The 21,910-nt window shown below is 71.7% G+C and carries 25 protein-coding genes; 12 read left to right on the top strand and 13 right to left on the bottom strand.

The features are described 5' to 3' along the window. Positions 1-26 precede the first annotated feature (26 nt). On the top strand, positions 27-1,052 hold the full coding sequence (locus ACQEV1_RS02380) for a glycoside hydrolase domain-containing protein (RefSeq protein WP_433390568.1): 1,026 nt from the start codon (positions 27-29) through the stop codon (positions 1,050-1,052). Here ACQEV1_RS02380 and ACQEV1_RS02375 read toward each other — a convergent pair. Continuing rightward, a complete protein-coding gene (locus ACQEV1_RS02375; RefSeq protein ID WP_433390566.1) occupies positions 1,049-1,810 on the bottom strand; it encodes an SDR family NAD(P)-dependent oxidoreductase in 762 nt (253 codons plus the stop codon). The genes ACQEV1_RS02380 and ACQEV1_RS02375 overlap by 4 nt on opposite strands. A gap of 110 nt (positions 1,811-1,920) precedes the next feature. Between ACQEV1_RS02375 and ACQEV1_RS02370 the strand changes: the two genes are divergently transcribed. The 3 genes from ACQEV1_RS02370 to ACQEV1_RS02360 all read left to right on the top strand — a co-directional run bounded on the left by ACQEV1_RS02370 (position 1,921) and on the right by ACQEV1_RS02360 (position 6,111). Further along, complete coding sequence (locus ACQEV1_RS02370; protein WP_433390564.1) at positions 1,921-2,466, top strand: RNA polymerase sigma factor; 546 nt, start codon at positions 1,921-1,923, stop codon at positions 2,464-2,466. After that, entirely contained in the window at positions 2,463-3,578 is a 1,116-nt protein-coding gene (locus tag ACQEV1_RS02365; RefSeq protein WP_433390561.1) for a hypothetical protein, read from the top strand. The genes ACQEV1_RS02370 and ACQEV1_RS02365 overlap by 4 nt, the downstream gene beginning before the upstream one ends. Before the next feature lie 307 nt (positions 3,579-3,885). After that, positions 3,886-6,111: a terpene synthase family protein gene (locus ACQEV1_RS02360; RefSeq protein WP_433405828.1), complete on the top strand. Its 2,226-nt coding sequence runs from the start codon at positions 3,886-3,888 to the stop codon at positions 6,109-6,111. A gap of 16 nt (positions 6,112-6,127) precedes the next feature. Here ACQEV1_RS02360 and ACQEV1_RS02355 read toward each other — a convergent pair whose 3' ends face one another. After that, positions 6,128-6,736, bottom strand: a complete 609-nt coding sequence (locus ACQEV1_RS02355) for a CGNR zinc finger domain-containing protein (protein ID WP_285636221.1) — start codon at positions 6,734-6,736, stop codon at positions 6,128-6,130. A gap of 87 nt (positions 6,737-6,823) precedes the next feature. Between ACQEV1_RS02355 and ACQEV1_RS02350 the strand changes: the two genes are divergently transcribed. Further along, on the top strand, positions 6,824-7,516 hold the full coding sequence (locus ACQEV1_RS02350) for a haloacid dehalogenase type II (protein ID WP_285636218.1): 693 nt from the start codon (positions 6,824-6,826) through the stop codon (positions 7,514-7,516). A gap of 6 nt (positions 7,517-7,522) precedes the next feature. On the opposite strand, the gene ACQEV1_RS02345 is transcribed toward ACQEV1_RS02350, so the two are convergent. Continuing rightward, entirely contained in the window at positions 7,523-8,473 is a 951-nt protein-coding gene (locus tag ACQEV1_RS02345; RefSeq protein WP_433390557.1) for a D-2-hydroxyacid dehydrogenase family protein, read from the bottom strand. 134 nt (positions 8,474-8,607) lie between these two features. Here ACQEV1_RS02345 and ACQEV1_RS02340 point away from each other — a divergent pair, with 134 nt between their 5' ends. Then, positions 8,608-9,375, top strand: coding sequence for a M48 family metalloprotease (locus ACQEV1_RS02340; protein WP_433390555.1), 768 nt, complete (start codon positions 8,608-8,610; stop codon positions 9,373-9,375). On the opposite strand, the gene ACQEV1_RS02335 is transcribed toward ACQEV1_RS02340, so the two are convergent. From ACQEV1_RS02335 to ACQEV1_RS02325, 3 genes are read right to left on the bottom strand one after another with little or no spacing between them, the layout of a single operon-like run. Further along, positions 9,359-10,453, bottom strand: coding sequence for an AAA family ATPase (locus ACQEV1_RS02335; protein ID WP_433390552.1), 1,095 nt, complete (start codon positions 10,451-10,453; stop codon positions 9,359-9,361). The two genes, ACQEV1_RS02340 and ACQEV1_RS02335, sit on opposite strands and share 17 nt — an antisense overlap. Further along, on the bottom strand, positions 10,408-11,061 hold the full coding sequence (pnuC, locus tag ACQEV1_RS02330) for a nicotinamide riboside transporter PnuC (protein ID WP_433390550.1): 654 nt from the start codon (positions 11,059-11,061) through the stop codon (positions 10,408-10,410). Before pnuC ends, ACQEV1_RS02335 begins: the two co-directional genes overlap by 46 nt. Positions 11,062-11,071: 10 nt before the next feature. Further along, a complete protein-coding gene (locus ACQEV1_RS02325) occupies positions 11,072-11,164 on the bottom strand; it encodes a DUF397 domain-containing protein (protein ID WP_285577099.1) in 93 nt (30 codons plus the stop codon). A 171-nt stretch (positions 11,165-11,335) separates the two neighbouring features. Between ACQEV1_RS02325 and ACQEV1_RS02320 the strand changes: the two genes are divergently transcribed. Further along, positions 11,336-11,899: a hypothetical protein gene (locus ACQEV1_RS02320; RefSeq protein WP_433390547.1), complete on the top strand. Its 564-nt coding sequence runs from the start codon at positions 11,336-11,338 to the stop codon at positions 11,897-11,899. Here the strand turns inward: ACQEV1_RS02320 and ACQEV1_RS02315 are convergent. Further along, complete coding sequence (locus ACQEV1_RS02315) at positions 11,819-12,022, bottom strand: DUF397 domain-containing protein (RefSeq protein WP_433390545.1); 204 nt, start codon at positions 12,020-12,022, stop codon at positions 11,819-11,821. The genes ACQEV1_RS02320 and ACQEV1_RS02315 overlap by 81 nt on opposite strands. Next, on the bottom strand, positions 12,019-12,834 hold the full coding sequence (locus ACQEV1_RS02310; RefSeq protein WP_285636177.1) for a helix-turn-helix domain-containing protein: 816 nt from the start codon (positions 12,832-12,834) through the stop codon (positions 12,019-12,021). The genes ACQEV1_RS02315 and ACQEV1_RS02310 overlap by 4 nt, the downstream gene beginning before the upstream one ends. Positions 12,835-12,912: 78 nt before the next feature. Here ACQEV1_RS02310 and ACQEV1_RS02305 point away from each other — a divergent pair, with 78 nt between their 5' ends. Further along, positions 12,913-13,971 carry an MFS transporter gene (locus tag ACQEV1_RS02305; protein ID WP_433390541.1) on the top strand — a complete coding sequence of 353 codons (1,059 nt, stop codon included), beginning with the start codon at positions 12,913-12,915 and terminating at the stop codon, positions 13,969-13,971. A gap of 8 nt (positions 13,972-13,979) precedes the next feature. Here the strand turns inward: ACQEV1_RS02305 and ACQEV1_RS02300 are convergent, their stop codons facing one another. Continuing rightward, complete coding sequence (locus ACQEV1_RS02300; protein ID WP_433390539.1) at positions 13,980-14,831, bottom strand: LysR substrate-binding domain-containing protein; 852 nt, start codon at positions 14,829-14,831, stop codon at positions 13,980-13,982. Between the two features lie 80 nt (positions 14,832-14,911). On the opposite strand from ACQEV1_RS02300, the gene ACQEV1_RS02295 reads away from it, so the two are divergent. Further along, positions 14,912-15,415: a cupin domain-containing protein gene (locus ACQEV1_RS02295; protein WP_285636168.1), complete on the top strand. Its 504-nt coding sequence runs from the start codon at positions 14,912-14,914 to the stop codon at positions 15,413-15,415. Here ACQEV1_RS02295 and ACQEV1_RS02290 read toward each other — a convergent pair whose 3' ends face one another. Further along, complete coding sequence (locus ACQEV1_RS02290) at positions 15,416-15,988, bottom strand: TetR/AcrR family transcriptional regulator (RefSeq protein ID WP_433390536.1); 573 nt, start codon at positions 15,986-15,988, stop codon at positions 15,416-15,418. 93 nt (positions 15,989-16,081) lie between these two features. On the opposite strand from ACQEV1_RS02290, the gene ACQEV1_RS02285 reads away from it, so the two are divergent. Continuing rightward, a complete protein-coding gene (locus ACQEV1_RS02285; RefSeq protein WP_285636162.1) occupies positions 16,082-16,525 on the top strand; it encodes a nuclear transport factor 2 family protein in 444 nt (147 codons plus the stop codon). Next, on the top strand, positions 16,522-17,106 hold the full coding sequence (locus ACQEV1_RS02280; protein WP_433390533.1) for a hypothetical protein: 585 nt from the start codon (positions 16,522-16,524) through the stop codon (positions 17,104-17,106). Before ACQEV1_RS02285 ends, ACQEV1_RS02280 begins: the two co-directional genes overlap by 4 nt. A gap of 53 nt (positions 17,107-17,159) precedes the next feature. Here the strand turns inward: ACQEV1_RS02280 and ACQEV1_RS02275 are convergent, their stop codons facing one another. From ACQEV1_RS02275 to ACQEV1_RS02265, 3 genes are all read right to left on the bottom strand, one after another. Then, complete coding sequence (locus tag ACQEV1_RS02275; protein ID WP_433390530.1) at positions 17,160-19,319, bottom strand: MMPL family transporter; 2,160 nt, start codon at positions 19,317-19,319, stop codon at positions 17,160-17,162. A gap of 142 nt (positions 19,320-19,461) precedes the next feature. Next, entirely contained in the window at positions 19,462-20,571 is a 1,110-nt protein-coding gene (locus ACQEV1_RS02270; protein ID WP_433390527.1) for a winged helix DNA-binding domain-containing protein, read from the bottom strand. Positions 20,572-20,589: 18 nt separating this feature from the next. Beyond that, complete coding sequence (locus ACQEV1_RS02265) at positions 20,590-21,174, bottom strand: TIGR03086 family metal-binding protein (protein WP_433390525.1); 585 nt, start codon at positions 21,172-21,174, stop codon at positions 20,590-20,592. Between the two features lie 91 nt (positions 21,175-21,265). Between ACQEV1_RS02265 and ACQEV1_RS02260 the strand changes: the two genes are divergently transcribed. Next, the gene (locus ACQEV1_RS02260; RefSeq protein ID WP_285636147.1) at positions 21,266-21,910 is read left to right on the top strand and encodes a TetR/AcrR family transcriptional regulator; all 645 of its coding nucleotides are present in this window, start codon (positions 21,266-21,268) and stop codon (positions 21,908-21,910) included.

Here is a 21,910-nt window from a genome sequence, read left to right as displayed (position 1 = left end):
TCAGATGAAACGCCCGACGAGGCGCCGTGCCTGAGGGGATCGACTACGCCTTCGGGCGTCCCTCCATGTCCGCGCTCACGTCCGCCGGCATCAAGTTCGTCTGCCGGTACCTGTCCCACAGTCCCTCGAAGAACCTCACCGCGTCCGAGGCCCGCAAGCTGACGGACGCCGGCATCTGGATCGTCGTCGTCTGGGAGACCACCGCCAAGCGCGCGCTGGCCGGCAAGGCCGCCGGCGCCGCGGACGCCACGGACGCCCGTACCCAGGCACGGGCCTGCGGAATGCCCGACGGCCGCCCCGTCTACTTCGCCGTGGACTGGGACGCCTCGGCGGGTCAGCAGAGCGCCATCAACGCCTACCTCGACGGCGCCGCCTCGGTCCTCGGCCGGGACCAGGTCGGCATCTACGGCGGGTACGGCCCGGTGAAGCGCGCCCTGGACGGCGGCCACGCCACGTGGGCGTGGCAGACGTACGCCTGGTCCGGCGGGAAGTGGGACAAGCGCGCCCACCTGCAGCAGTACAGCAACGGCCACACCATCGGCGGCGTCGGCTGTGACTACGACCGGGCCGAGAAGAGCGACTACGGACAGTGGCGCGTCGGCGCCACACCGGGAGGAGACGACGACATGGCCCTGGTCTGCAGCCTCGGCGTCGACGGCACGCAGGTCATCGACGCCGGCACGAACGCCGACATCAAGTTCACCAAGGAGTACAGCGACAAGCACGGCCTCCACGGCGAGAACGGCGTGTCGGTGGCGATCGCGACCGCGGCGTACTGGGTCAACGCGGACGCGCTGTTCGAGCTGGGCGGCCTCGCCCCCGGCACGAAGATCGACGTGGCGTGGACCCGGGTCAAGGACGACGGGACCTTCATCGACGACCCGTGGCGGCTCACCTACACCGCCGACGAGAACGGCACGATCCGCGACCAGATCGGCGGCCAGTTCGGCGTCGACGCCACGAACCGGCTGCGAATGTGCGTCTACAACACCTCCGACCAGGCCGTCACCGTACACGGCTGCCTGGCGAAGGTCTCCCTGCTCAAGTACTAGCGCAGGTAGGAGGCGCCGTTGAGGTCGATCACCGCGCCGCTGGCCCACAGCGCGTCCGGCGAGGCGAGCCAGGCCACCGCCGCGGCGACCTCCTCCGGCTCGGCGACGCGGCCGAACGGGCTCTGTGCCCGGACGGCGTCGCCCGCCGGGCCGGAGAGCAGGGTCTCGGCCATGTCGGTCCGGACGAACCCCGGGGCGACGGCCGCGACGCCGATGCCGTGCGGCGCCAGGGCGACCGCGAGCGACTGGGTCATCGCGTGCACCGCCGCCTTGCTCGCCCCGTACGCGACGGCGACCGGCTCACCGCGGTAGGCGCCGCGCGAGCCGACGTTGATGACCCGCGCGCCCTCGGCGCCCTCCGGCCGGGTGCGCAGGTGGTCGACGACGCACCAGGTCACGTTGGCCGTGCCGTGCACGTTGACGTCGATGACCCGCCGCCAGCCCTCCTGCCACTCCTCGTACGAGGTCGCGTCGATCGGCTGCGCACCGTGGACCGCCGCGTTGTTGACCAGCACGTCCACGCCGCCGAGCCCGGCGATCGCCTCGCCGACGAATTGCTGGACCTGTGCCGGGTCGGCGAGGTCGCCGGCGACGACGACATGGCCCTCGCCCGGAAGCCCGGCGGCGACGGCCCGCGCGGCGGCGACGTCGGACCCGCAGTGGACGGCGACGGTGAAGCCGTCCCCCGCCAGCCGCGCGGCCACGGCCGCGCCGATGCCCCGCGAACCACCGGTGACGAGCGCACGCTTTCCGGACACGCGATCCCTCCCTGGAAGACGTCCGATAAACGTAGCGTGCCGCCCTGTAAGAAACCGGTCCCACCCGTCACTGCACCCATGGAAGGCACCAACCACGACGAAGGGGCCCGATGGTGACAGACGCGGACGCGGTCGGCCGGTTCACCGCCCTGTACGACGAGTTGTATCCGCGCGTGCACGCCTACGCGGTCAGCCGTACGGGGCGGACGCTCGCCGAAGAGGTGACGAGCGAGACGTTCTGCGTCGTCTGGCGGCGTTTTCACGACCTGCCGGACCCGCCGTTGCCCTGGATCCTCGGCATCGCACGGAACGTCCTGCGGGAGAACTACCGCGCCAAGGCCCGCGAGGATTCGCTGGCCGCCGAGCTGCGGCACTGGACCTCCTCCGTCCCCGACATCGGGGAGGACGTGCAGGAGCGCGCCTCGGTGCTGCGGGCGCTGGCGGCGCTCTCGGACGCCGACCGGGAACTGCTGACGCTCGTGGCCTGGCACGGCCTGTCGACCGACGAGGCCGCGAAGGTCATCGGCTGCTCGCGCGCCGCCTATTTCGTACGGCTGCACCGAGCACGCAAACGACTCGAACGGGCGATGACCGACGAAGCGCCCGCGTCCGTACACCGCCAGGCCACCGCCTACCGAACGGAGACGACGCGATGAAGATCATGGATGCGCTGGCCGCGGCACGGCCGGCGGACCTGGAGGCCGCTCCGGACGCGGACCGCCGCTACCGCGACCTGGAGAAGGCGCTCGCCCAGCCGGTCGAGAGCCCGCGGCGTCGCGGGAGGCCGGTGCGGCGGCTGGCGATCGGCGTCGTGGCGGTCGGCGCGGCCGCGGCGGTGACCGTAGCGCTCACCGGACACCAGAGTGGCACCCCCACGCCGGGGAAGACGCCCGGCGACGGAAAGGTGGGCGGCGAGCCGATCATGCTGGCCGCCGACAAGGCCGAGGCGCAGCCGCTGGGCCGGTACTGGACCTCCGACACCGTCTGGGGCCAGTCCTACATCGTCTCGGCGAAGACCGGGAACTACGCGATCACCGGTGCGGGGTGGGAGACCTTCGAGTGGACCGCCGTCAAGGCGGGAGGCGGCAACCTGTTCTACGGCCGTGACCTGCCCGCGCGGCCACAGACACCCGAGGACAAGGCGGCCTGGCGTAAGGCGGGCTCGCCGAGCAGCTTCCGCGTCTGGTCCAACGACCACTACCAGACCTACTCCCGGGCGGCCGGGAGCTGGAGTGCCGACCATCCGCAGGCCAAGCCCGGCGGCCGGTTCGAATTCTCCGGAATGGGCGACGAGTCGAGGGCCGACGGCGTGACCTTCGACCAGCTGAGGCATCTGTCCACCGACCCTGACCAGCTACGCCAGAACTATCTCCAGAGCCCCGGGAACCCGGCGCAGCGGCTGCTCTCCGTCTCCGAGGACCTGATGAGCGCGCCGGTGCCGCCCAAGCTCCGGGCCGGCATCATGCGAATGATCCCGCGGCTGCCGGGCGTTTACTCGGTGGGCACCGTGACCGACCCGCTCCGCCGGAAGGGCATCGCGTTCGCCGCCGACTGGCCGGCCAGCGGCCCGCTCAACCATGGGTACGGCAGCCGTACCGAGATCGTCTTCAGCCCGGACGGGGAGTTCCTCGGCTCGGAGGACGTGCTGACCAAGCCTGGTGGTGAGTACGCCAAGCAGCGTCCCGGCTTCGTGATCAACTATCACGTCGCACGCGGATCGGCGTGGAGGGACAAGAAGCCGTCTCCGCCCGCCAAGCTGCCCTTCTGACCCGGCGACCGGCATCGCCCGTTCGTCACAGAACGGGCGATGCCTAGCATTAGCGACAATTCCCCACATACAAAAAGGATCACATTGCCATTTCTTGATCCGGGTATTGCCGACGTCGCCATGGGGTAAGCCTTTTTCCATGCAGCCTTTCGTGATGCCTGACTTCTACATGCCGTATCCCGCCCGAATCAACCCGAATCTTGAGCGTTCACGAGAGCACAGCACCGCCTGGGCACGGAAGATGGGAATGCTCGACGCTCCCAAACCCGGAGGCGGTCTCGTCTGGGACGAAACGGACTTGGCACGGATGGACTACGGCCTGATGTGCGCCTACACCCATCCCGACTGTGACGGCCCGACGCTGGATCTGATCACCGACTGGTACATCTGGGTGTTCTTCTTCGATGATCAGTTTCTCGAGGAGTTCAAGTACTCACGGGATCTCCCGGCCGCCAAGGCGTACGTCGACCGGCTCGAATTGTTCATGACCGAAACTCCGCCGGATCCGGAGAACGCCGCCGAGGCCGGGTTGAAGGACCTGTGGGAGCGCACCGTCCCGGCGATGTCGGACGACTGGCGGCGTCGCTTCGTCCTCAGCACCCACAACCTGATGGTCGAGTCGATGTGGGAGCTGGACAACATCGACCAGGGCCGCATCGCCAACCCGATCGAGTACGTCCAGATGCGGCGGCGCGTCGGCGGCGCGCCCTGGTCGGCCAACCTCGTGGAGTACGCCGCCGGCGCCGAACTCCCCGCGCGGTTCGCCCGCACGCGGCCGATGCAGGTCCTGTCGGACACCTTCTCCGACGCCGTCCACCTGCGCAACGACCTGTACTCCTACGAGCGCGAGGTACGGCAGGAGGGAGAGAACTCCAACGCCGTGCTGGTCTTCGAGCGCTTCTTCGGCTGCCCGACGCAGGAGGCCGCCGAGCTGGTCAACGACCTGCTGACCTCACGGCTCCAGCAGTTCGAGACCACCGCGCTGACCGAGGTGCCGAGCCTGCTCGCCGGGCACGGCGCGTCGCCCGCCGAGCAGGTCGCGGTCGCCGCGTACGTCAAAGGCCTGCAGGACTGGCAGTCCGGCGGGCAGGAGTGGCACGCCCGGTCCAGCCGGTACATGAACGACGCCGCCTCCCTGCCGTCCGGGCCGACCGGCCTCGGCACCTCGGCGGCCACCGTCGCGATGGGCCTACGACACCGCATCCGACAGCACTCCTTCCGCCCGTTCGAACCGGTCGGCCACCTGCCGCTGCCGGAGCTGTACATGCCCTTCACACACCGCACGAGCCCGCACATCGACGACGCACGGCGCCACTCCGCCGGCTGGGCGCGGGCCATGGGTTTCTTCGACTCGGTGCCGGGAGTGGAGGCCGGCGGGGTCTGGGACGAGAAGCGATTCCTCGGGCTCGACCTGGCTCACTGCGCCTCGATGATCCACGCCGACGCCGAGCCCGAACAGCTGCGCCTGTCCACCGACTGGCTGTCCTGGGGCACCTACGGCGACGACTACTTCCCCGCCGTCTTCGGGCCCAGCCGCAACCTCCCGGCGGCCAGGGCCTGCAACGACCGGCTGTCGCTGTTCATGCCGCTGGAGGACGACCGGCCGGTCCCCGAGCCGGCGAACCCGCTCGAACGCGGCCTGGCCGACCTGTGGGGCCGTACGGCCGGGCCGATGACGCCCGCGGCGCGGTGCCGGTTCCGCACCGCGGTGGAGGACATGACGGCGAGCTGGCTGTGGGAGCTGGCGAACCAGGCGCACCACCGTGTGCCGGACCCGATCGACTACGTCGAGATGCGGCGCAAGACGTTCGGCTCGGACCTGACCAGGAACCTGGCACGCCTCCCGCACTCCGAGATCGTGCCCGAGGAGATCTACCGCACCCGCGTCGTGCACGAGCTGGAGACGGCGGCGCAGGACTACGCGTGCTTCACCAACGACCTGTTCTCCTACCAGAAGGAGATCGAGTTCGAAGGCGAGCCGCACAACATCGTCCTGGTCATCCAGAACTTCCTCGGCGTCGACCGCCTCGCCGCCCGCGACATCACGGCCGAGCTCATGGCCGCCCGCATGCGCCAGTTCGAGCACATCGCGGCGGACGACCTGCCGGTGATGTTCGAGGAGCACGACCTGGACGAGCGGACCCGCGCCATCCTCACCCGTGACGTCGAGGACCTGAAGGACTGGATGTCCGGGATTCTGGAGTGGCACCGCCGATGCGTCCGCTACACCGAGCCGGAGCTCCTGCGCCTGCGGAGCGAGGCGATGTCCCCGCCGCTCCCGGCCGCCCCGGAACCACCGGCGCCCCGCCCGCTCCCCACCGCACCCACGGCTCCGCCGCCGGCGACCCCCACGCCTTCGTCGCTACTGAACACTCCGGGAGCACCCACGGTCCCGGCGCCGGCTCCGGTGTCGCCCGCGCCCGCGGCGTCGTCCGGGGCTCCGGTGCCGCGGGCGTCCTCGTTGCGGCCGGCCGGCCTGGGCACCTCGGCCGTACGGCTGCCGCCCCACCCCACCCGTGAGTCCCGCCCCTGAGCCGCCGGGCGCTCGGTCACGGGGCCGGCGTGGGGTCGTCGCGTGCCGCGGCTCGGCGGGCGCGGTGGTTGGCGACGTTGACGCGGTTGCCGCACAGGCCGGGCATGCAGTAGCGGCGGCGACCAGGCCGGGTGGTGTCGATGAACGCCCCCCGGCAGGTGGGCGCGCCGCACGGCCGGAAGCGCTGCTCGCCGAGGGTGTGCACGACCCCGAGGATGCCGACGCCGCAGATGAGCGAGAGGGCGTCGGCGACGGTCGCTCCGGCGCGGAGCGGGACGGCCCAGCGTGCGCGATCGGGGAGCAGGGTGGCGCCCCGGCCCGGCGAGGTGAGCGTGGTTGCGCCTTCGATGAGGTGGTCGCGGCCGGGGTGGTCGATCAGGTCGCGCACGGTCGTCCGCAGCGCGTGGACCGCACGAAGGTCGGCCGGGCGTGCTCGGCGGGCCAGTTCGGACAGTGCTCCCGAGAGGTCGTCGTCTCCGGACCGGTCACCGTGCAGGTCGGCGAACGCCACCAGGGCGGCCAGGTCGGGTAGGTGGTCGTCGCCGCGCCAGACCTCGGCAGTGGTGTTGACCAGTTCGGTCGCGACCCCGGCCGCCCAGACATGGTCGTCCAACGCGACTTGCATCCCTGCTGAGCCTCTCGCTACGTTCGATTCAAAACAGCATTTTACCCCTTACACGGACGACCCCTGCCGCGTCGGGAGACCACACCTATGACCGAGTCCGAGATCGACGCCATCGTGTTCGACGTGCTCGGCACACTCGTCGACGAATCCGCCGGCATCCGCGCCGGCATCCGCGGCCTCGCCCCGTCGCTCGACGATGCCGAGGCCGAGCGGCTCTTGTCTCTGTGGCAGCGGCACGTCGACCGCGAGCAGCGCCGCGTCGTCGACGGCGACCGGCCCTACGTTGCCGGCGATGTTCTCGATCGGGAGGCCGCCCGGCTCGTCGCAGACGCCACCGGGGTGGACGACCCGGACGCCGTGGCGGCGCTGGCCCTGGCGGGCCGCCGGCCACCGCCGTGGCCCGACACCGTGGCCGGGCTCGCCCGGCTCGCCGAGCGGTTCCCGCTGATCGCACTCTCCAACGCGAGCCGGACGGCGCTGCTGGGGCTCAACGCCCATGCCGGACTGCGCTGGCACCAGGTCCTGTCCGCCGAAGACGCCCGGACCTACAAGCCGGACCCGGCCGTCTACCGGTCGGCCGTCACCGTCTCCGGACGACCGCCGGAGCGGCTGCTGATGGTCGCCGCCCACGCCTGGGACCTGCGCGGAGCACAGGACATCGGCCTGCGCACCGCGTACGTCGCCCGCCCCGGCGGCGACCCGCCCACCGCGTCGGACCGGTTCGACCTGCACGCCGACGACCTGGCCGACCTGGCCGACGAGTTCGACAAGGCCGGCTGAGCGTCGCTACAGCGTGCGGATGGGCGCGCCGTTCAGGAAGGCGGCGATGTCCTCCACCGCGTCGGAGTAGAAGATCTGGTAGCTCTGCTCGGTGACGTACCCCATGTGCGGCGACAGGAGCGTGCGCGGTGAGGAGCGCAGCCAGTGGTCCGCCGGCAGCGGCTCGACGTCGAACACGTCGAGCCCGGCCCCGGCGATCCATCCCTCCTCCAGCGCCTTCCGGAGGGCGTCCTGGTCCACCAGGCCGGCGCGCGCGGTGTTGACGAAGAACGCACTGGGCTTCATCGCCCGCAGGTCGGCCTCCCCGACCAGGCCCCAGGTACGGTCGCTCAGCGCCATGTGCAGCGACACGATGTCGGCCGAGCCGAACAGCTCCCGCCGGTCCACCCGCCGCACCTCGTGCTCGGCGGCCCGCTCCGCCGTCAGGTTCGGGCTCCACGCGATGACGTTCATGCCGAACGCCGGTCCGACCCGGGCCACCCGCGCGCCCAGCCGGCCGAGCCCCACGACGCCGAGCGTACGACCGTCCAGGTCGAGGCCTACGGCCTCCTGCCAGCCGCCCGCCCGGATCCGGGCGTCGTCGGCCGCGACGGTCCGTACGAGACCGAGGATCAGGGCCCAGGTGAGCTCGGCCGTGCCCCCGGCGCTGCCGCGGGTGCCGGAGACGGCGACGCCGAGCTCCCGCGCCGCGTCCAGGTCGATCGAGGCGTTGCGCATCCCCGTCGTGACCAGCAGCCGCAGCCGCGGCAGCCGCGCGAGCACCTCACGGGGGAAGGTCGTGCGTTCCCGCATCGCGACGACCACCTCGAACGGCTCCAGCGCGGCCACCAGGGCGCCGGGGTCGGCGATGTGTTCGGCGAAGAACCGCGTCGAGACGCCGGGCAGCCCGGCCCAGTCCGCCATCGAGGCGGCCACCCGCTGATAGTCGTCCAGGACGGCGACCCGAACCTCACTCACGCGTACTCCTTCGACACGGCGACCAGGGGAGTCCGCCCCCCGGGAGACGAGCGTAGGAGCCGCGGCGCGACGCACCGCCTCGGGGCCCACCGGCTCGACGAGCGGGCTTCCGGTCAAGGTCTACGCTGCCGGGCATGCTTCCCGCCGACCTGGATACGATCGGGCTTCCGGCGCTGTCGCGTCCGATGCCCGGACGCGGACGCCGGCTGGCCTGGTGCTGGGGGTCGTTCGCCGTGTCGGTCGCGGTGACGGCGGTCGTCGTGGCGGCCGGGTTCTCGACCGGGGCGCTGTTCGTCGAACCGCTGGCTCAGCTCGTCGTCTTCGCGGTCCTCCCCGCCGTCCACCGCCTGCGGCTGGCCGGTCTGCTGGCCGACGGCCGGTATCGCACCGTGCCGGCGCCCGCGCTGGCCGCCGCCGTGCTGGCCGTCACCGCACCGAGCGGGGTGCGCGAGGTCACGGTGCGCGTCGGTCAGGTCGGCGGGTTCACCCGCTGCTTCCGTGCCGGTGGGCGAACCGTCGTGCTGGTGCACGAACGCCTGCCGGTGGTGCCGGAGGCCACGCGGTTCTTCCTCGCGCACGAGGCCGCTCACCTGGCCCGGTACGACACGTTCCGGCGGCCGGCCGCCCTCATGACCGCACTGGTGTGCCTCTACGCCGTGGGCACGGCCTGGCCGCTCGCGCTGATCCCCGGCGTGGTCGCCGTCGTCGCGGTCGTCGCCGCCGTCAACCGGAGCGGCGAGCGCGACTGCGACCGGCTGGCCCTACGCTGGGTCGGCCTCGCCTCGGCCGAGCAGGCGTTCTCGGTGGCCCAGCGGGCGTACCGCCGTTCGGTACGGTCGCTGCTCACCCATCCCGCCCCGGCACGGCGACTCGCCGCCTGCCGGCTCAGCGCGGAGGAGTGAAGGTCCAGCCCTTGCCGAGGAGGGCGTCGACCGCGTCGACGGCCTCGCTCAGGCGGCGCTCGTGCGGGCCGGTCACGACGACGTGCGGGAGGCGGCGTCGCCGCAGTTCTTCGGCGAACCGCGCCGACATCGCCTCGCGGATGGTCTCGCCGTCGCGCCAGCCGTCCTGCTCGAACGGCACACCGGCCGTGTCGGTGAGGATCCACAGGTCACCACGGCCACGGGCCGGCGGCGGGGCCGGCGTGCCGACGTAGCGCTCGTGCCACAGCTCGGTGGCGAAGGCGTCGGTGTCGCACACCAGCAGCGGCGAGCCCGCCCTCGCGGCGGACTCCTCCCAGGCGAACTGGCGTTCGGCGATCACGGTGAACTCCTCCGACTCCCAGTCGAGGTCGCCCAGCCACAGGCTCGGGTCGCGGCGGCGGGCGAGGGCGAGCTTCTCCTCGCAGTACAGCCGCCCGTACTCCGGCACCCACCGGGTCGCCGCCCACACGCCGCCGCGCCGCGCGTAGTGGGCGGCGAGAGCGCGGGCCAGCGTCGTGGTGCCCGACGACTCCGCGCCGACGACCACGACGCGGCGTGCCAGGTACGCGCGGACGGCCGGTGACAGCCACTCCCAGCAGGCCACCGGGTCCGCGCGGACGGCCGTGCCGCTGACCGGGTGGCGTGTGCGCGCCGGGTCGACCGGCACGTGCACGGCGTCGAGGCGGTGGGCCAGTTCGGGCCCGTAGTCCTCGGAGCTGAACACCAGGTCGACCGGGCCCGCCGCGGCGGCGCGGAACACCGCGACGTGCGCCGCCCAGACCTCGTCGGAGTCGTAGTCGACCTCGTTGTCGTCGACCGCCGCGACGATCTCCACCTGCGGCTGCGGATGGCGTTCGCGCAGCCAGGCGGCGCGCAACGCGATCGGGATGGTCTCCACCGGGGAGGCGGCGACCACGACGGTCAGCCGGTCGCACCGCGCGGCGGCGGTGTCGATGAGGTGGTGGTGACCGGCGTGCGGCGGGTAGAACTTGCCGATCACCAGGCCGTGACTCACGTCGCCGCCGGTACGGGCGTCGCCGCCTGCCGTGCCACCCACTCGCGTCGCCACGCGATCAGCCCGGCCACGCACAGGGCCAGGAACAGCACGTACAGCACGCTCGTCAGGTACAGGTGCTTGTAGGCGTACAGCGGGATGTAGATCAGGTCGGCGGCGATCCACAGCCACCACGACTCCAGCAGCTTGCGGCTCTGCCCATACGTCGCGGCAAGCGAGATCGTCGTCGTCAGCGCGTCCCAGAACGGCACGGTCGAGTCGGTCCAGGCGCTGAGCATCCAGGTCAGCAGGGCGGTCGCGGCGACCCCGGCCGCGGCGAGCCCGACCCACTCGGCTCGCGAGGTGCGCTGGGTGACGAGTTCGGTACGGTCCCGGCCGCCGTACAGCCACTGCCACCAACCCCACACCTGGAGGACGACGTAGACACCCTGCAGGCCCGCGTCGGCGTACAGGCCGCCGTCCACGAAGATCAGTCCGAGCAGGACGACGTTGGCGATGCCCACCGGCCAGTTCGCGATGTGCTGGCGGACGACGAGCCAGACGTTGACCGCGCCGGTGACGAAGCCGAGCACCTCTGCCCAGGAGGTCGGCGTGCTCCCGAGGGTGAACGCCGGATGGAGCAACGGCTCCAGAAGGTCGTGCAGGGACATGACCTTGAAATTACCTCGTGACGACGGTGGCCACCTCGACGCATTCGCCGCCGTTGCTGCCGGAGCGGCTGCTCCTGCGCCACTCGTCGTAGGCCGTGGTCACAGTCCCTCCAGGGTCCGGCGGATCAGTTCCAAGGGTGCCACGCATTCGTCGCCCAGCGCCTCGGGGCGACATCCGAAAAGTCGCGGATCGGCACCATGTTTGTGGGAAACTCGCTGAAATTCATAAGATGCGCGAGCTGTGCGTGAGGGCCATCACCCGAAAGGTATGACCGTGGACAGTGCGAAGTCGAAAAACCGGCGATTCCTCGTCGTCGCCGGCAACCTCCTCGCGGCCGCGCTGGTCACCGGCCTGGTGACCGCCTGTTCAGACAACGGCAACGGCCGGTCTGACTCCACGAGTACGCACGGCCGGCCCGGCTCCACGAGTGCGAGGCCGGCGACCCAACCCCGCAAGTACGTCGCCATGGGCGGGAATGGCGTGAGGCACTCCATGCTGGCATTCCAGGTTTACCCCGAGGGTGGCCAGGTGAGCGGGACGTACACGACGGTGATTTACGGCGGCTCCGGCCAGGAGGTCCGGGATACCACCGACTTCAACGGGCACGGCTCGGACAGCACATTCCAGTTCGACGGCCTGTCCACCTATGGGCCCATCACGGGCACCCTCTCCGGAGACCGAACCCGTCTGACGACCGACCATGACTTCGGTGGGACGTCGGAGTGGACGATCGTCTCCTCCGAGGCCGTGTTCGAGTCAGCCCTCAAGGAGTACGCCAAGCGATTCGAAGCCTGCCGCAAGAAGAAGGAGGTGTCCCCCTGTGAACACGTGCATTGAACACGCGTCGACCGCGTCGCGAGCCACCCGTAACCTCGCGACGACCGTGGCCACCTCGACGCACTCGCCACCGTAGCCGCCGGAACGGCTACTCTTCCGCCATTCGTCGTGGTGGACGGTCATAGCCGCTCCCGCGTGCGCTGGATCAGTTCCAAGGATGCCGCGGCGGTCTCCGTCACCAAATGCAGGGCCTGATAGACGGCGAACCAGCCGTGGACCAGGTCCGGCCGCTCCTGGAAATGCCCGCGCTGGTGGTCTTCGGTGTAGGCGACGTCCGGTTCGTCGGTGAAGCTGAGGATGGTGAACGCGGACGTCAGCCCGGCGTGCGCGCCGGTCGCCAACGGGATGACCTGAACGGTGATGCCCGGACGCTGGGCGGCCTCCACCAGGGCGTCGAGTTGCGCGCGGTGCACCTCCGGCCCGCCGACCGGACGCAGGAGCGCGGTCTCGTCGATGACCAGCCACAGCGTGGGAGGATCGTCGCGGGCCAGGATCTCCTGCCGCTCCAGCCGGGCGGCGAGGAGGCCCTCGACCGTCTCCGGCCGGGCGCTCGGACGGCCGGCCGCGATCAGAGCATGCGCGTAGTCCGGTGTCTGGAGCAGGCCGGGCAGGACCAGCGCGTGATACTGCCGGATCACCGCGGCGCGGCTCTCGGCGTCCGCGTACCGCTCGAAGGAGATGACCGGATGCGGCTCCTCGTACCTGATCAGGTCGAAGATGTCGAGGAGCACCTTCTCCGGGAGTCCGAGCACCTTTTCCAGCTCGATGACCGCCTGCTTCTGCGGGCAGAGCTGACCGGTCTCCACGTTGGCGAGCCACCCGTTGCTGTAGTTGACCAGCCCGGCGAGATAGTCCTGGGTCATGCCGGCCGCCTCGCGGTGCCGCCGGATCGCCGCACCGAGGGTCCGCAGTGAGGGGCTGATGGGCTTGTTCATGGACGGCATTATCGAGCGTAGCCACAGCAGGACTCAGGGTAATGGCGAGATGGTCGGGCCTTTGTCGGCGGTCGCCGGATGAGGGCCCTGCTGTGGGTGCGCGTCCTCAATCAGGTCGGCGCGTTCGCGCTCGCGTTCCTGGCGGTGGTGGCCGGTCCGCGCCTGGTCACGCCGGTGCTCGCGGTGTTCGGCGTGGCGGCGCTGGCCTCGCGCTGGGCCGGCGGCGTGCTGCTCGACCGGGTACGGCCCCGCACGCTCGTGGTCGCCGGGCTGGCCGCGACCGGCGTCGCGCTGCTCGCGCTCGCCGCCGCGCGCACGCCGGGGCAGATCCTGGCCGCGACGGCGGCGACGGGCCTGGCCTTCGAGCTGTACGAGCCCGCCACCAGCGAGTTCCTGGCGCGGCTCGCCGAGGGCGATCGGCGGCGCGACGCGTACGCCCTGCTCGGCACCGCTCTGGCCGCGGCGGGCGCGGTGTCCGGGCTGCTCGCCGCGGCGCTGCTGCCGTTCGGGGTCCACCGGCTGTTGCTCGCCGACGCCGCCACCTGCCTGGCCGCGGCGGCGATCGCGCAGGCGTTCCTGCCACGACCGCCGTTCGCGGCGACGGCACGCCGGCGGGACCGCTGGCGGCCACCGGCCCGCCTGGTGCGGCTGACCGCCTCCGCCACCGCGTACGCCTTCGGCTACCTCGCCGTGCTGATGTTCGCGCCGTTCGTGCTGCTCCAGCGCGGCGCCCCCGCCTGGCTGCCCGGCCTCGTGCTGGCGGCCGCCGCGCTGCTCGCGCCCCTGACCCGGCGCCCGCTGTCGGGCCGCCCGCGTACGGCGCTCCTGCTCTCCTGCGTGCTCGCGGCGACGATGGCTCTCGTACGGGACGTCCCGCTGACCGTGGCGGCGTACCTGGCGTGGGCGATGACGGGCAGTGCGCTGCTGGGTCACTGGCCGGCGCTGGCGGCCGACGCCGCGCCCGCCGCCGACCGGCCGCGGTGGTTCGCCTTCCTCGGGCTGTCCTGGGGTGTGGCGCAGCCCGCCGTGCCGGGCGTCGTCGGCCTGGTCGCGGCGGCCGGCGGGCGTACCGCCGCGGCACCGCTGGCCGCCGCCGCCGCGTTCCTCGTCGCGGTCAGTGTGGATCCGCGCCCGTGAGGTAATGCTCAGTCGCGGTAGGCGGCGGCAGCGATCCGCACGAACGAGCGGATCAGTGGATTCGTGTCGCCCTCGTTCCACGCCACCACCACACGGCTCGGCGGCATATCGATCAGCGGCACCACGGTGAGCCCCGCCGGCGGCTCATGGTCCAGGAGAGTCATGCCGACCGTGCCGTTCCAGAGAACGGCCTGCCGGCATTCCTGGACGACGCGCACTACCGGGCCCTCGCGAAGTTCTCCGCCACTCCAGTACGACTGCCAGAGGGGATCGGTGCCCTCCGGGAACAGGAACCAACGGCGATCGGCAATGTCGGCCAGCTTGAGGCTGTCGGCGCGAGCCAGCGGATCGTCGGCGCGCAGCAGCGCGCCCACCGGGTCGGCGCGCAACTCATGCACCGTCAGGCCCGTCTCGTCGAACGGGCCACGGGTCAGGGCGACATCGACCAGTCCGGCATGCAACCCGCAGGTGGGATCGGTCAGGTCGGTCTCGCGGACGCGGACCTCGACGCGTGGATGCCGCCGGTGATAGGCGACGGCGAGCCGGGCCGCGCCCGGATCGGTGCCGTCACCCAGGATGCCGACGGTGATCGTCGCGGCGCCGGCCGCCGCGGCCACGCGCACGCGTAGGCGGTCGGCCTGGTCGAGCAGGGCCCGTGCCTCGTCGAGCAGCACCGCCCCCACCGGAGTGAGCGCGACACCGGCGGACGATCGATCGAACAGCGCGGCACCGAGCTCGGTCTCCAATTGCTTGATCGCCCGGCTCAGGGGCGGCTGACTCATGTGCAGCCGGGCCGCGGCCCGGCCGAAGTGGAATTCCTCGGCGACCGCCACGAAATAACGCAGCGTCCGTAGTTCCATGACGCGACGATACCCGTACGGTATCGACGCCACGGAATGTGTCTTGGACAGGCGCCGTGGCCTGGCCGTGGAATCGAAACATGACTGATGAGCCGAACACCACTGAGCCGATCACCGCCGTATCCGTGGTCGGTCCGGACGACGGAGAGACGATCGTGCTGGGCACGACGCGGCTGCGCGTCCTCGAAGACGGCAGCAATACCGGGCACCGCCTCGGGCTGGCCGAGTCCGTCCTCGCACCGCACACGCCCGGACCGCCGCAGCACCGCCACGCCCAGCACGATGAGGGCTTCTACATCATTTCCGGCACGGTGCGGTTCACCGTCGGAGACGAGGACTACGACGCGACGCCGGGCACGCTCGTGATGGTCCCGCCCGGAGCCCCGCACACTTTCGCCAACCTGACCGACCGACCGGCCGTCATGCTCAGCACTTTCACACCGGACCTGTACGTGCAGTACTTCCGGGACCTGCAGGACATGATCGCCGGCGGCCGGGAACCGACCCCACAGGCGAGCATCCGAACGATGAGGCGTTACGCCACCGAGCCCGCCACCGACTTCGTCGAAAAGCCGCGAGGATGATCATCCGGGCGCACGCGCGCGCAGACCGGTGAAGACGATGGCGAGGGCACGTTCGCGCAGGTCGGAGTCCCAGCCGCCCTGAAGCGCGCCCTGGCAGGTGGCCGCCAGCAGGGCCATCACCTCGTCGATCCGCACGTCCGTACGGACGGCGCCGGCCCGCTGTGCGTGGTCCAGCAGCGCGGCGACCTGCTGCCGCAGCGGCCGTACGGCGTCCGCCATGGTGAGACCGGCGCCGGTCGCGGAGAGGAGCTCGACCACGGTCTTCTTCTCCGCGGCCTGCGCGACGAGATCGGCGAAGAACGTGAACAGCGCGGTGCCCGGATCGCCGTCGGCGGTCAGCGCGGTCGCCTGCTCGGTGAGCCGCGACAGCACGTCCTTCATGATCGCCTGGAGCAGTTCGCGCTTGGTCGGGAAGTGCCGGAACACCGTGCCGATCGCCACGCCCGCGCGTTCGGCCACCTCCTCGGTCGAGGCGGAGGGCCCCTTCTCGGCGAAGACCGCCTCGGCGACGGCGAGGATCCGCGCCCGGTTGCGCCGCGCGTCGGCGCGCAGCGGCCGGGACTCGTCAGGCACGCGCGTACCTCCGAAGGGTTGACAACATGAGTCACGACTCAGGATAGTGCTTAATATGAGTCGCAACTCATGTTAACCATCGGAGGGGCAGCCATGTCCGAGAACCCGGGTCCGCGCGAGATCTTCGAACAGATGCAACGGCACTGGCTCGACCCGGCCCGCCGGTTCGGCGACCTGCTCGCCGACGACGCGATCGTCGAAACGCCCTTCGCACCGCCCGGCCGGCCCACGCGCGTCGAAGGCCGCGAGGAGTGGCTCCGCCGCACCGAGCCCGAGCGGGCGAACTTCCCGGTGCGGTTCGAGGAGGTGCGGAACGTCGTCGTGCACGAGACGACCGACCCCGAGGTGATCGTCGTAGAGTACGAGCTGGCCGGGGTGATCCCCGCCACCGGCCACCGGGACTCCGCGGCGTTCATCGGCGTCCTGCGCGTACGGGACGGGAAGGTGGTGCACTGGCGCGAGTACCAGAACACCCTGGCCATCGTCGCCGCGCTGGGCGGCCTGCCCGACCCGGCCGGTCGACCGGTTTCCCCATGAGCGGTACGGAGCGGACGGGCGGGCGGCACCTCGACGGAGGCCGCCCGCTGGCCGCCTACGCGGATCCCCTCTACGTCGTGTGCCCGCGGTGCGGTTCCCGGGCGACGGTCATGACCCGTCCGGACCTGCCCGAGCTGCGCTACTACGCCGAACTTCGCTTCCGCCCACGCCGGTTGACCTGCGGCGACTGCGCCCTGACCCGCGAGTGGACGGCCGAACGCCGGGGCAACGCGCTCATCGGCGTCCGGCTCGGCGGCCCGGACGATCCGTTCTTCGGCCTGCCGCTCTGGCTCCAGACCCCGTGCCGCGGCAAGGTGCTGTGGGCCTACAACGAACGCCACCTCGACGCGGTCGAGGCCCATGTGGCGGCGACGCTCCGCGAGCGCGGGAGCGGCCCGGCGATGAGCATGGTCGCCTGCCTGCCGGCATGGGTCAAGGCCGCGGGCAACCGGGACGACGTGCTGCGGGCCGTCGAACGCCTCCGCGCCCAGCACGCCGACCCGCACCACCGGCCCTCCGCCGCGTACGGCCACGAGACACCGCGTCGCACGGCCGACCTGTACGCCGGGCCGCCGTACTGACCGCACGGCGAAGGCCCGCCCACCGGGGACGGGCCTCCTGCCGGCGGTCAGGGTCACACCGGCACCGGCTCGGGCGGCAGCGACGGGGCCGGCTCCTCGCCGTGCGACAGGTCCGGCAACCAGCCGAGCCAGCGCGGCAGGTACCAGTTCCGCTCGCCCAGCAGCCTCATCGCCGAGGGCAGCAGCACCGCGCGCACCACCGTCGCGTCGAGCAGGACCGCGACCGCCAGGCCCACGCCCATCTGCTTGAAGTCCTGCATCGACAGCGTGCCGAACACCGCGAAGACCGCCACCATGATGGTCGCCGCGCTCGTCACCGCGCCGGCCGTCGAGCGGATGCCCTCCGCGACCGCCCGCGAGGTCGGCACGCCCCGGTCGTGGGCCTCCCGGATCCGCGACACCACGAACACGTGGTAGTCCATCGACAATCCGAACAGCACCACGAAGACGAACAGCGGCAGCCAGGCCTCGATCGCGCCGACACCATGGGTGCCGACCAGGCTCGCACCCCAGCCGTGCTGGAAGACCGCCACCATCACGCCGTACGCCGCCCCGACCGACAGCAGGTTGAGCACGATCGCCGTCGCGGCGATCGGCAGGGACCGGAACGAGACCAGCATCAGCAGGAACGTCACGCCGAGCACGAAGACGAAGACCGGAACGATGCTGCCGCGCAACTGGTCGTTCCAGTCGTCGGAGAAGGCGAGCGTGCCGGCCACGTGTGCCTCGGCGACCCGGTCGAACGCCCGGGGCACCATGGCGCGCAGGGTCTTCAGCGCGTGCTGTGAGGTGGCGTCCGACCCGCTCCCGGCCAGCGGCACGTCGACGATCGCCACGTCCGGTCCGGCGTACACCCGCGTACGCACCGACTGCCCGAACTCGGCGTTGCCGCGCACGGAGGACTCGAAGGACGCGATCGCCGACTTCACCGCGGGCGCCTCGATGTTCTTGGCCTTGAGCACCACCGTCGCCGGGTCCGGACCGCCCGGGAACGCGGCCGTGATGTGGTCGTAGGTCTGCATCAGCGGCGTGTCGCGCGGCACCTGCTGCTCGATGCCGAGCTTCTCGGTGTGCATGCCGAGCGCCGGCGCCGCCAGGACGAGCAGCACGCCGGCGGCCAGCACCGCCGAGATGCCCGGACGGCGCAGCACCGGACGGAGCACGGCGTCCCAGAACCGCCCGGTCGAGCGCCGGCGCCGCAGGAACGGGATCCGCCCGAACTCCACCTTGTCGCCGAGCAGCGACAGCAGCGCGGGCAGCACGGTCACCGACCCGAGGACGGCGATGAGCACGACCAGGATCGTCGCCACCGCGAAGCCGTCGAACAGCAGCATCCCCGAGAAGAACATGCCGGCCATGGCCACCATCACGGTCAGCCCGGACACCAGCACGGAACGGCCGGACGTCGCCGCCGCGATGCGCAGCGCGGTCTCCCGGTCGCGGCCCGCCGCGCGTTCCTCCCGTTCGCGGCGCAGGTAGAACAGGCAGTAGTCGACGCCGACCGCCAGGCCCATCAGCAGCATGACCGAGCTGGCCGAACCGTCCATGTGCAGGCCGTGGCTGACCACCGCGAGCAGGCCGTTCGCGGCCAGGAACGCCGTGACCGCGATGACGACGGGGACCACCGCGGCGAGGAGGGCCGCGAAGGCGACGAGCAGGATGCCCAGCGCCAGCGGCACGGCGGTCAGTTCCGCACGGGAGAAGTCCTTGCCGAGCGTCTGGTCGAACCAGTGGTCGCCGCTCGCGTCGCCGAACTGCTCGATCCGCACCTCGGGATGCCGTGCCCGCACCGCGGCCACGGCGTTCTGCACGGGAGCGACCCGATCCCCCGCCGTCTTCGGATCACCGGTCATGTCGAACTGCACCAGGGCGTCATGGCCGTCCCGCGAGACCAGCGGCTCACGCGGCGCCGTCGCCTGCCCGCTCGACCGCACGGCCCGCGTCACGTCCGGCAGCGCGGCGCGGAACCCGTTCACGGTCGCGCTGTGCACGAGCACCATCTCCGACGCCGGCTTCGTGATGCCGGCGTCGGAGACGATCCGCTGGGCCCGGCCGGAGTCACCGACGCCGTCCTCGCCGTCGGTCAGCGACTGCTGTCCCACCATCCCGCCGATGAGAACGGCGGCCACCACGAACAGCAGCCAGCCGAAGATCGCGGTCTTACGATGGCGTGCGCTCCAGCCGCCGAGCCGGGCGGCCATATTGGGTTTCATCAGCGTCTCCTCGCTCGTTGAACACGCTGATGACGCTAGAAATCAGGGGCTCGCGATCCCATCCCGGCGGCCCCCGGATCGTTTCGGGGGTGGACACCTCCCCGGCGGTGGTGCCAGCACCACTGCGGTGCCGCCCGGAGCCCTACTCGTGCTCCGCCAGGACGATGTCGTGGTCCGCGGTCGCGTCCGCGGCGAACGTGAGGAGCCGGGAGCCTTCGGCGACCAGCGCGTCGCGGGTCGCGATGTCCAGTGGATCGTACGGCGTGAGGTGCAGGACGGCGGTCTTCGAGCTCCGCTCGATCCGCCAGGTGCCGCGGACGAACCCGTCGACCAGGAACGTGCCGGGGAAGATCCCGTTGGGCACGGCGAAGGTCCGCTTCCGTGCCTCCTCCGACATGATCCGGCGGCGGTCGGCGTGGGACAGCAGGATGTTGTCGAACTCGGCGACGAACCGCACCGGAGCCTCGGTGTCCGGCCCGGGTCTCGGCGCGTCGGGCAGGTCGAACAGCTCCTTGCCCCGGTCGTCGCGGAACACCGCCAGACGGGGCCGCAGCCGATCGAGGACGGGTTTCAGCCGCGTGACGCCCATCCACGTCTGCACGTCCTTCACCGTCGCCGGGCCGAACGCCGCCAGGTAGCGCAGCACGACGTCCTCGATCGACGGCGCGGAGTGCAGCGGCCGCCCCAGCCACGCCTCGGCCGAGGTGACCCGCGTCTGCCCGCCCATGCCCCAGACGCCCCGTGGCGGCACCTGCACCAGGGGTACTCCCGCCCGGACGGCCTGGGCCAGCGCGGCGGGGGCCCGGCCGGTCCAGCGCGGATCCTCGGCGAGACGAGCGCCCAGCTCACTCATCGTGTGCGGCCGGGACTCCACCAGGGCGCGCCCCGCCGCGAACAGCGCCGGCAGCTCGATCCCGTCCAGCGGCCTGCGGAAGGTGGACCGCAACGCCCCGTCGAGGATCGGCTGGGTGAGAGGACGGAGCGTCCGGCAGTCCGCGGCGCTGACCAGGTGGACCGTGCCGCGCATGAGGCCGATCCGGACCACCTGGCGACCGGTGAGCAGGTGGGCCAGTTCGTCCTGGCGGAAACTCGCCAGCCGCGACCAGAGCCCGTAGTACGGCGGCCAGGGAGCCTGTGCCTGCAGGCCGACCAGCCGCTCGATCATCTCCAGCGCGGACGCGGCCGACCGCTCGAGCAGCGACTGCCGCGCCAGGAGGGCCCGGTTGAGCTCCCGTACGCCCAGGACGTCCATCCGTGCATTATTCCTTGGTCACCGGGCCCAGTCGGGACGGCGGCCGAGGTAACGCAGCAGTTCGGCGACGGCGTCGTCCTCGGGCTGCGGGGCGAGGGCCGGCGCGTAGGCGAAGCCGCGAAGCGGTTCCGCGAGGGTGGTCGCGACGGGCATCAGCAGGGTGGCGAGATCCGCGCTCAGCGGTGAGGGCAGGCCGACGGCGACCGCGATGTCCCAGGCGTGCACCGCGGCGTCGAGTGCGGCGGCGCCGACGACGGTCTCGGCCGGCAGCGAGCCCTGTGGGAGGGGCGACGGAACGGCCTGCGTGCCGGGGCTCACCGTCGCGAAGGCGCGGACCGAGCCGTCCAGTGCGGCGGCGAGCAGCTCCTGCGGGTCGGCGGGAGCGTCTCCGGCGGGCTCGAAGGGGTTCTCGCTCGGGCCGCCGCTCCCGGTGATCGCGGCGACATAGGCGAGCTGGTCACCGGCGGCGTGCCGCAGCACCTGGGCGGCGTTCCACTGCTCGCACGGCGTGGGCAGCTTCCAGTCGGCGTCGGCGACCTTCGCGACGGTCGTCCGCAGTGCGCCGTGGGCCTGGTCCAGGACGTCCCAAGAGATGGCGGTCATTTTCGTTCCCTTCGATCCGAACGGAGTGATCCGTTCCGTTTGAGAACTCTATCGGAACGGATGATTCCGTTCAAGTGCTAGAGTCCAGGACATGGAGACCAGGACCGGGCGACTGAGCGGACGTCAGGCCGAGGCGGCGCGCAACGACGGAGTGATCTTGGACGCCGCCCGGGAGGTGTTCATGCGGGAGCCCGGCGCCCCGATCTCCGCGGTCGCCGAGCAGGCCGGTGTGGGCGTGGGTGCGCTGTACCGCCGTTACGCGGGCAAGGAAGAGCTGCTGCGGACACTGTGCTCGGACGGGCTGCACCGGTTCGTCGCCCTCGCCGAGGCCGCTCTGGCCGAGGACGGGGATCCGTGGGAGGCGTTCGCCGGCTTCGTCCGGGGGGTCACCGACTCCGACGTGCACTCCCTGACGGTGCGTCTGGCCGGCACGTTCACCCCCACGCCCGAGCTGCACGAGCTGGCCGCGCACGCGAGCGCGCTGGCCAACCGGGTATTCCGCCGCGCGAAGGCCGCCGGCGTACTACGGCCCGACCTGCACGCCAATGACATACCGATGATCTTCGAGCAGATCACCGCGATCCGCCTCGGCGACGCCGAGCGCACCGCCACGCTACGCCGGCGTTACCTGGCGCTGGTGCTGGACGCCGTGCGCGCCCAGCCGGGCGCCACCCGGCTGCCCGGCCCGCCGCCGAGCGCAGAGGAGTTCGGCGCCCGCTGGCGGCCTGAGGCTTAG

This window comes from Actinoallomurus sp. CA-142502 (genome assembly GCF_050936355.1).
Lineage (GTDB): Bacteria > Actinomycetota > Actinomycetes > Streptosporangiales > Streptosporangiaceae > Actinoallomurus > Actinoallomurus iriomotensis.
Note: the sequence above shows the minus strand (reverse complement) of the source record. Positions and strands in the feature narration are given on the sequence as shown.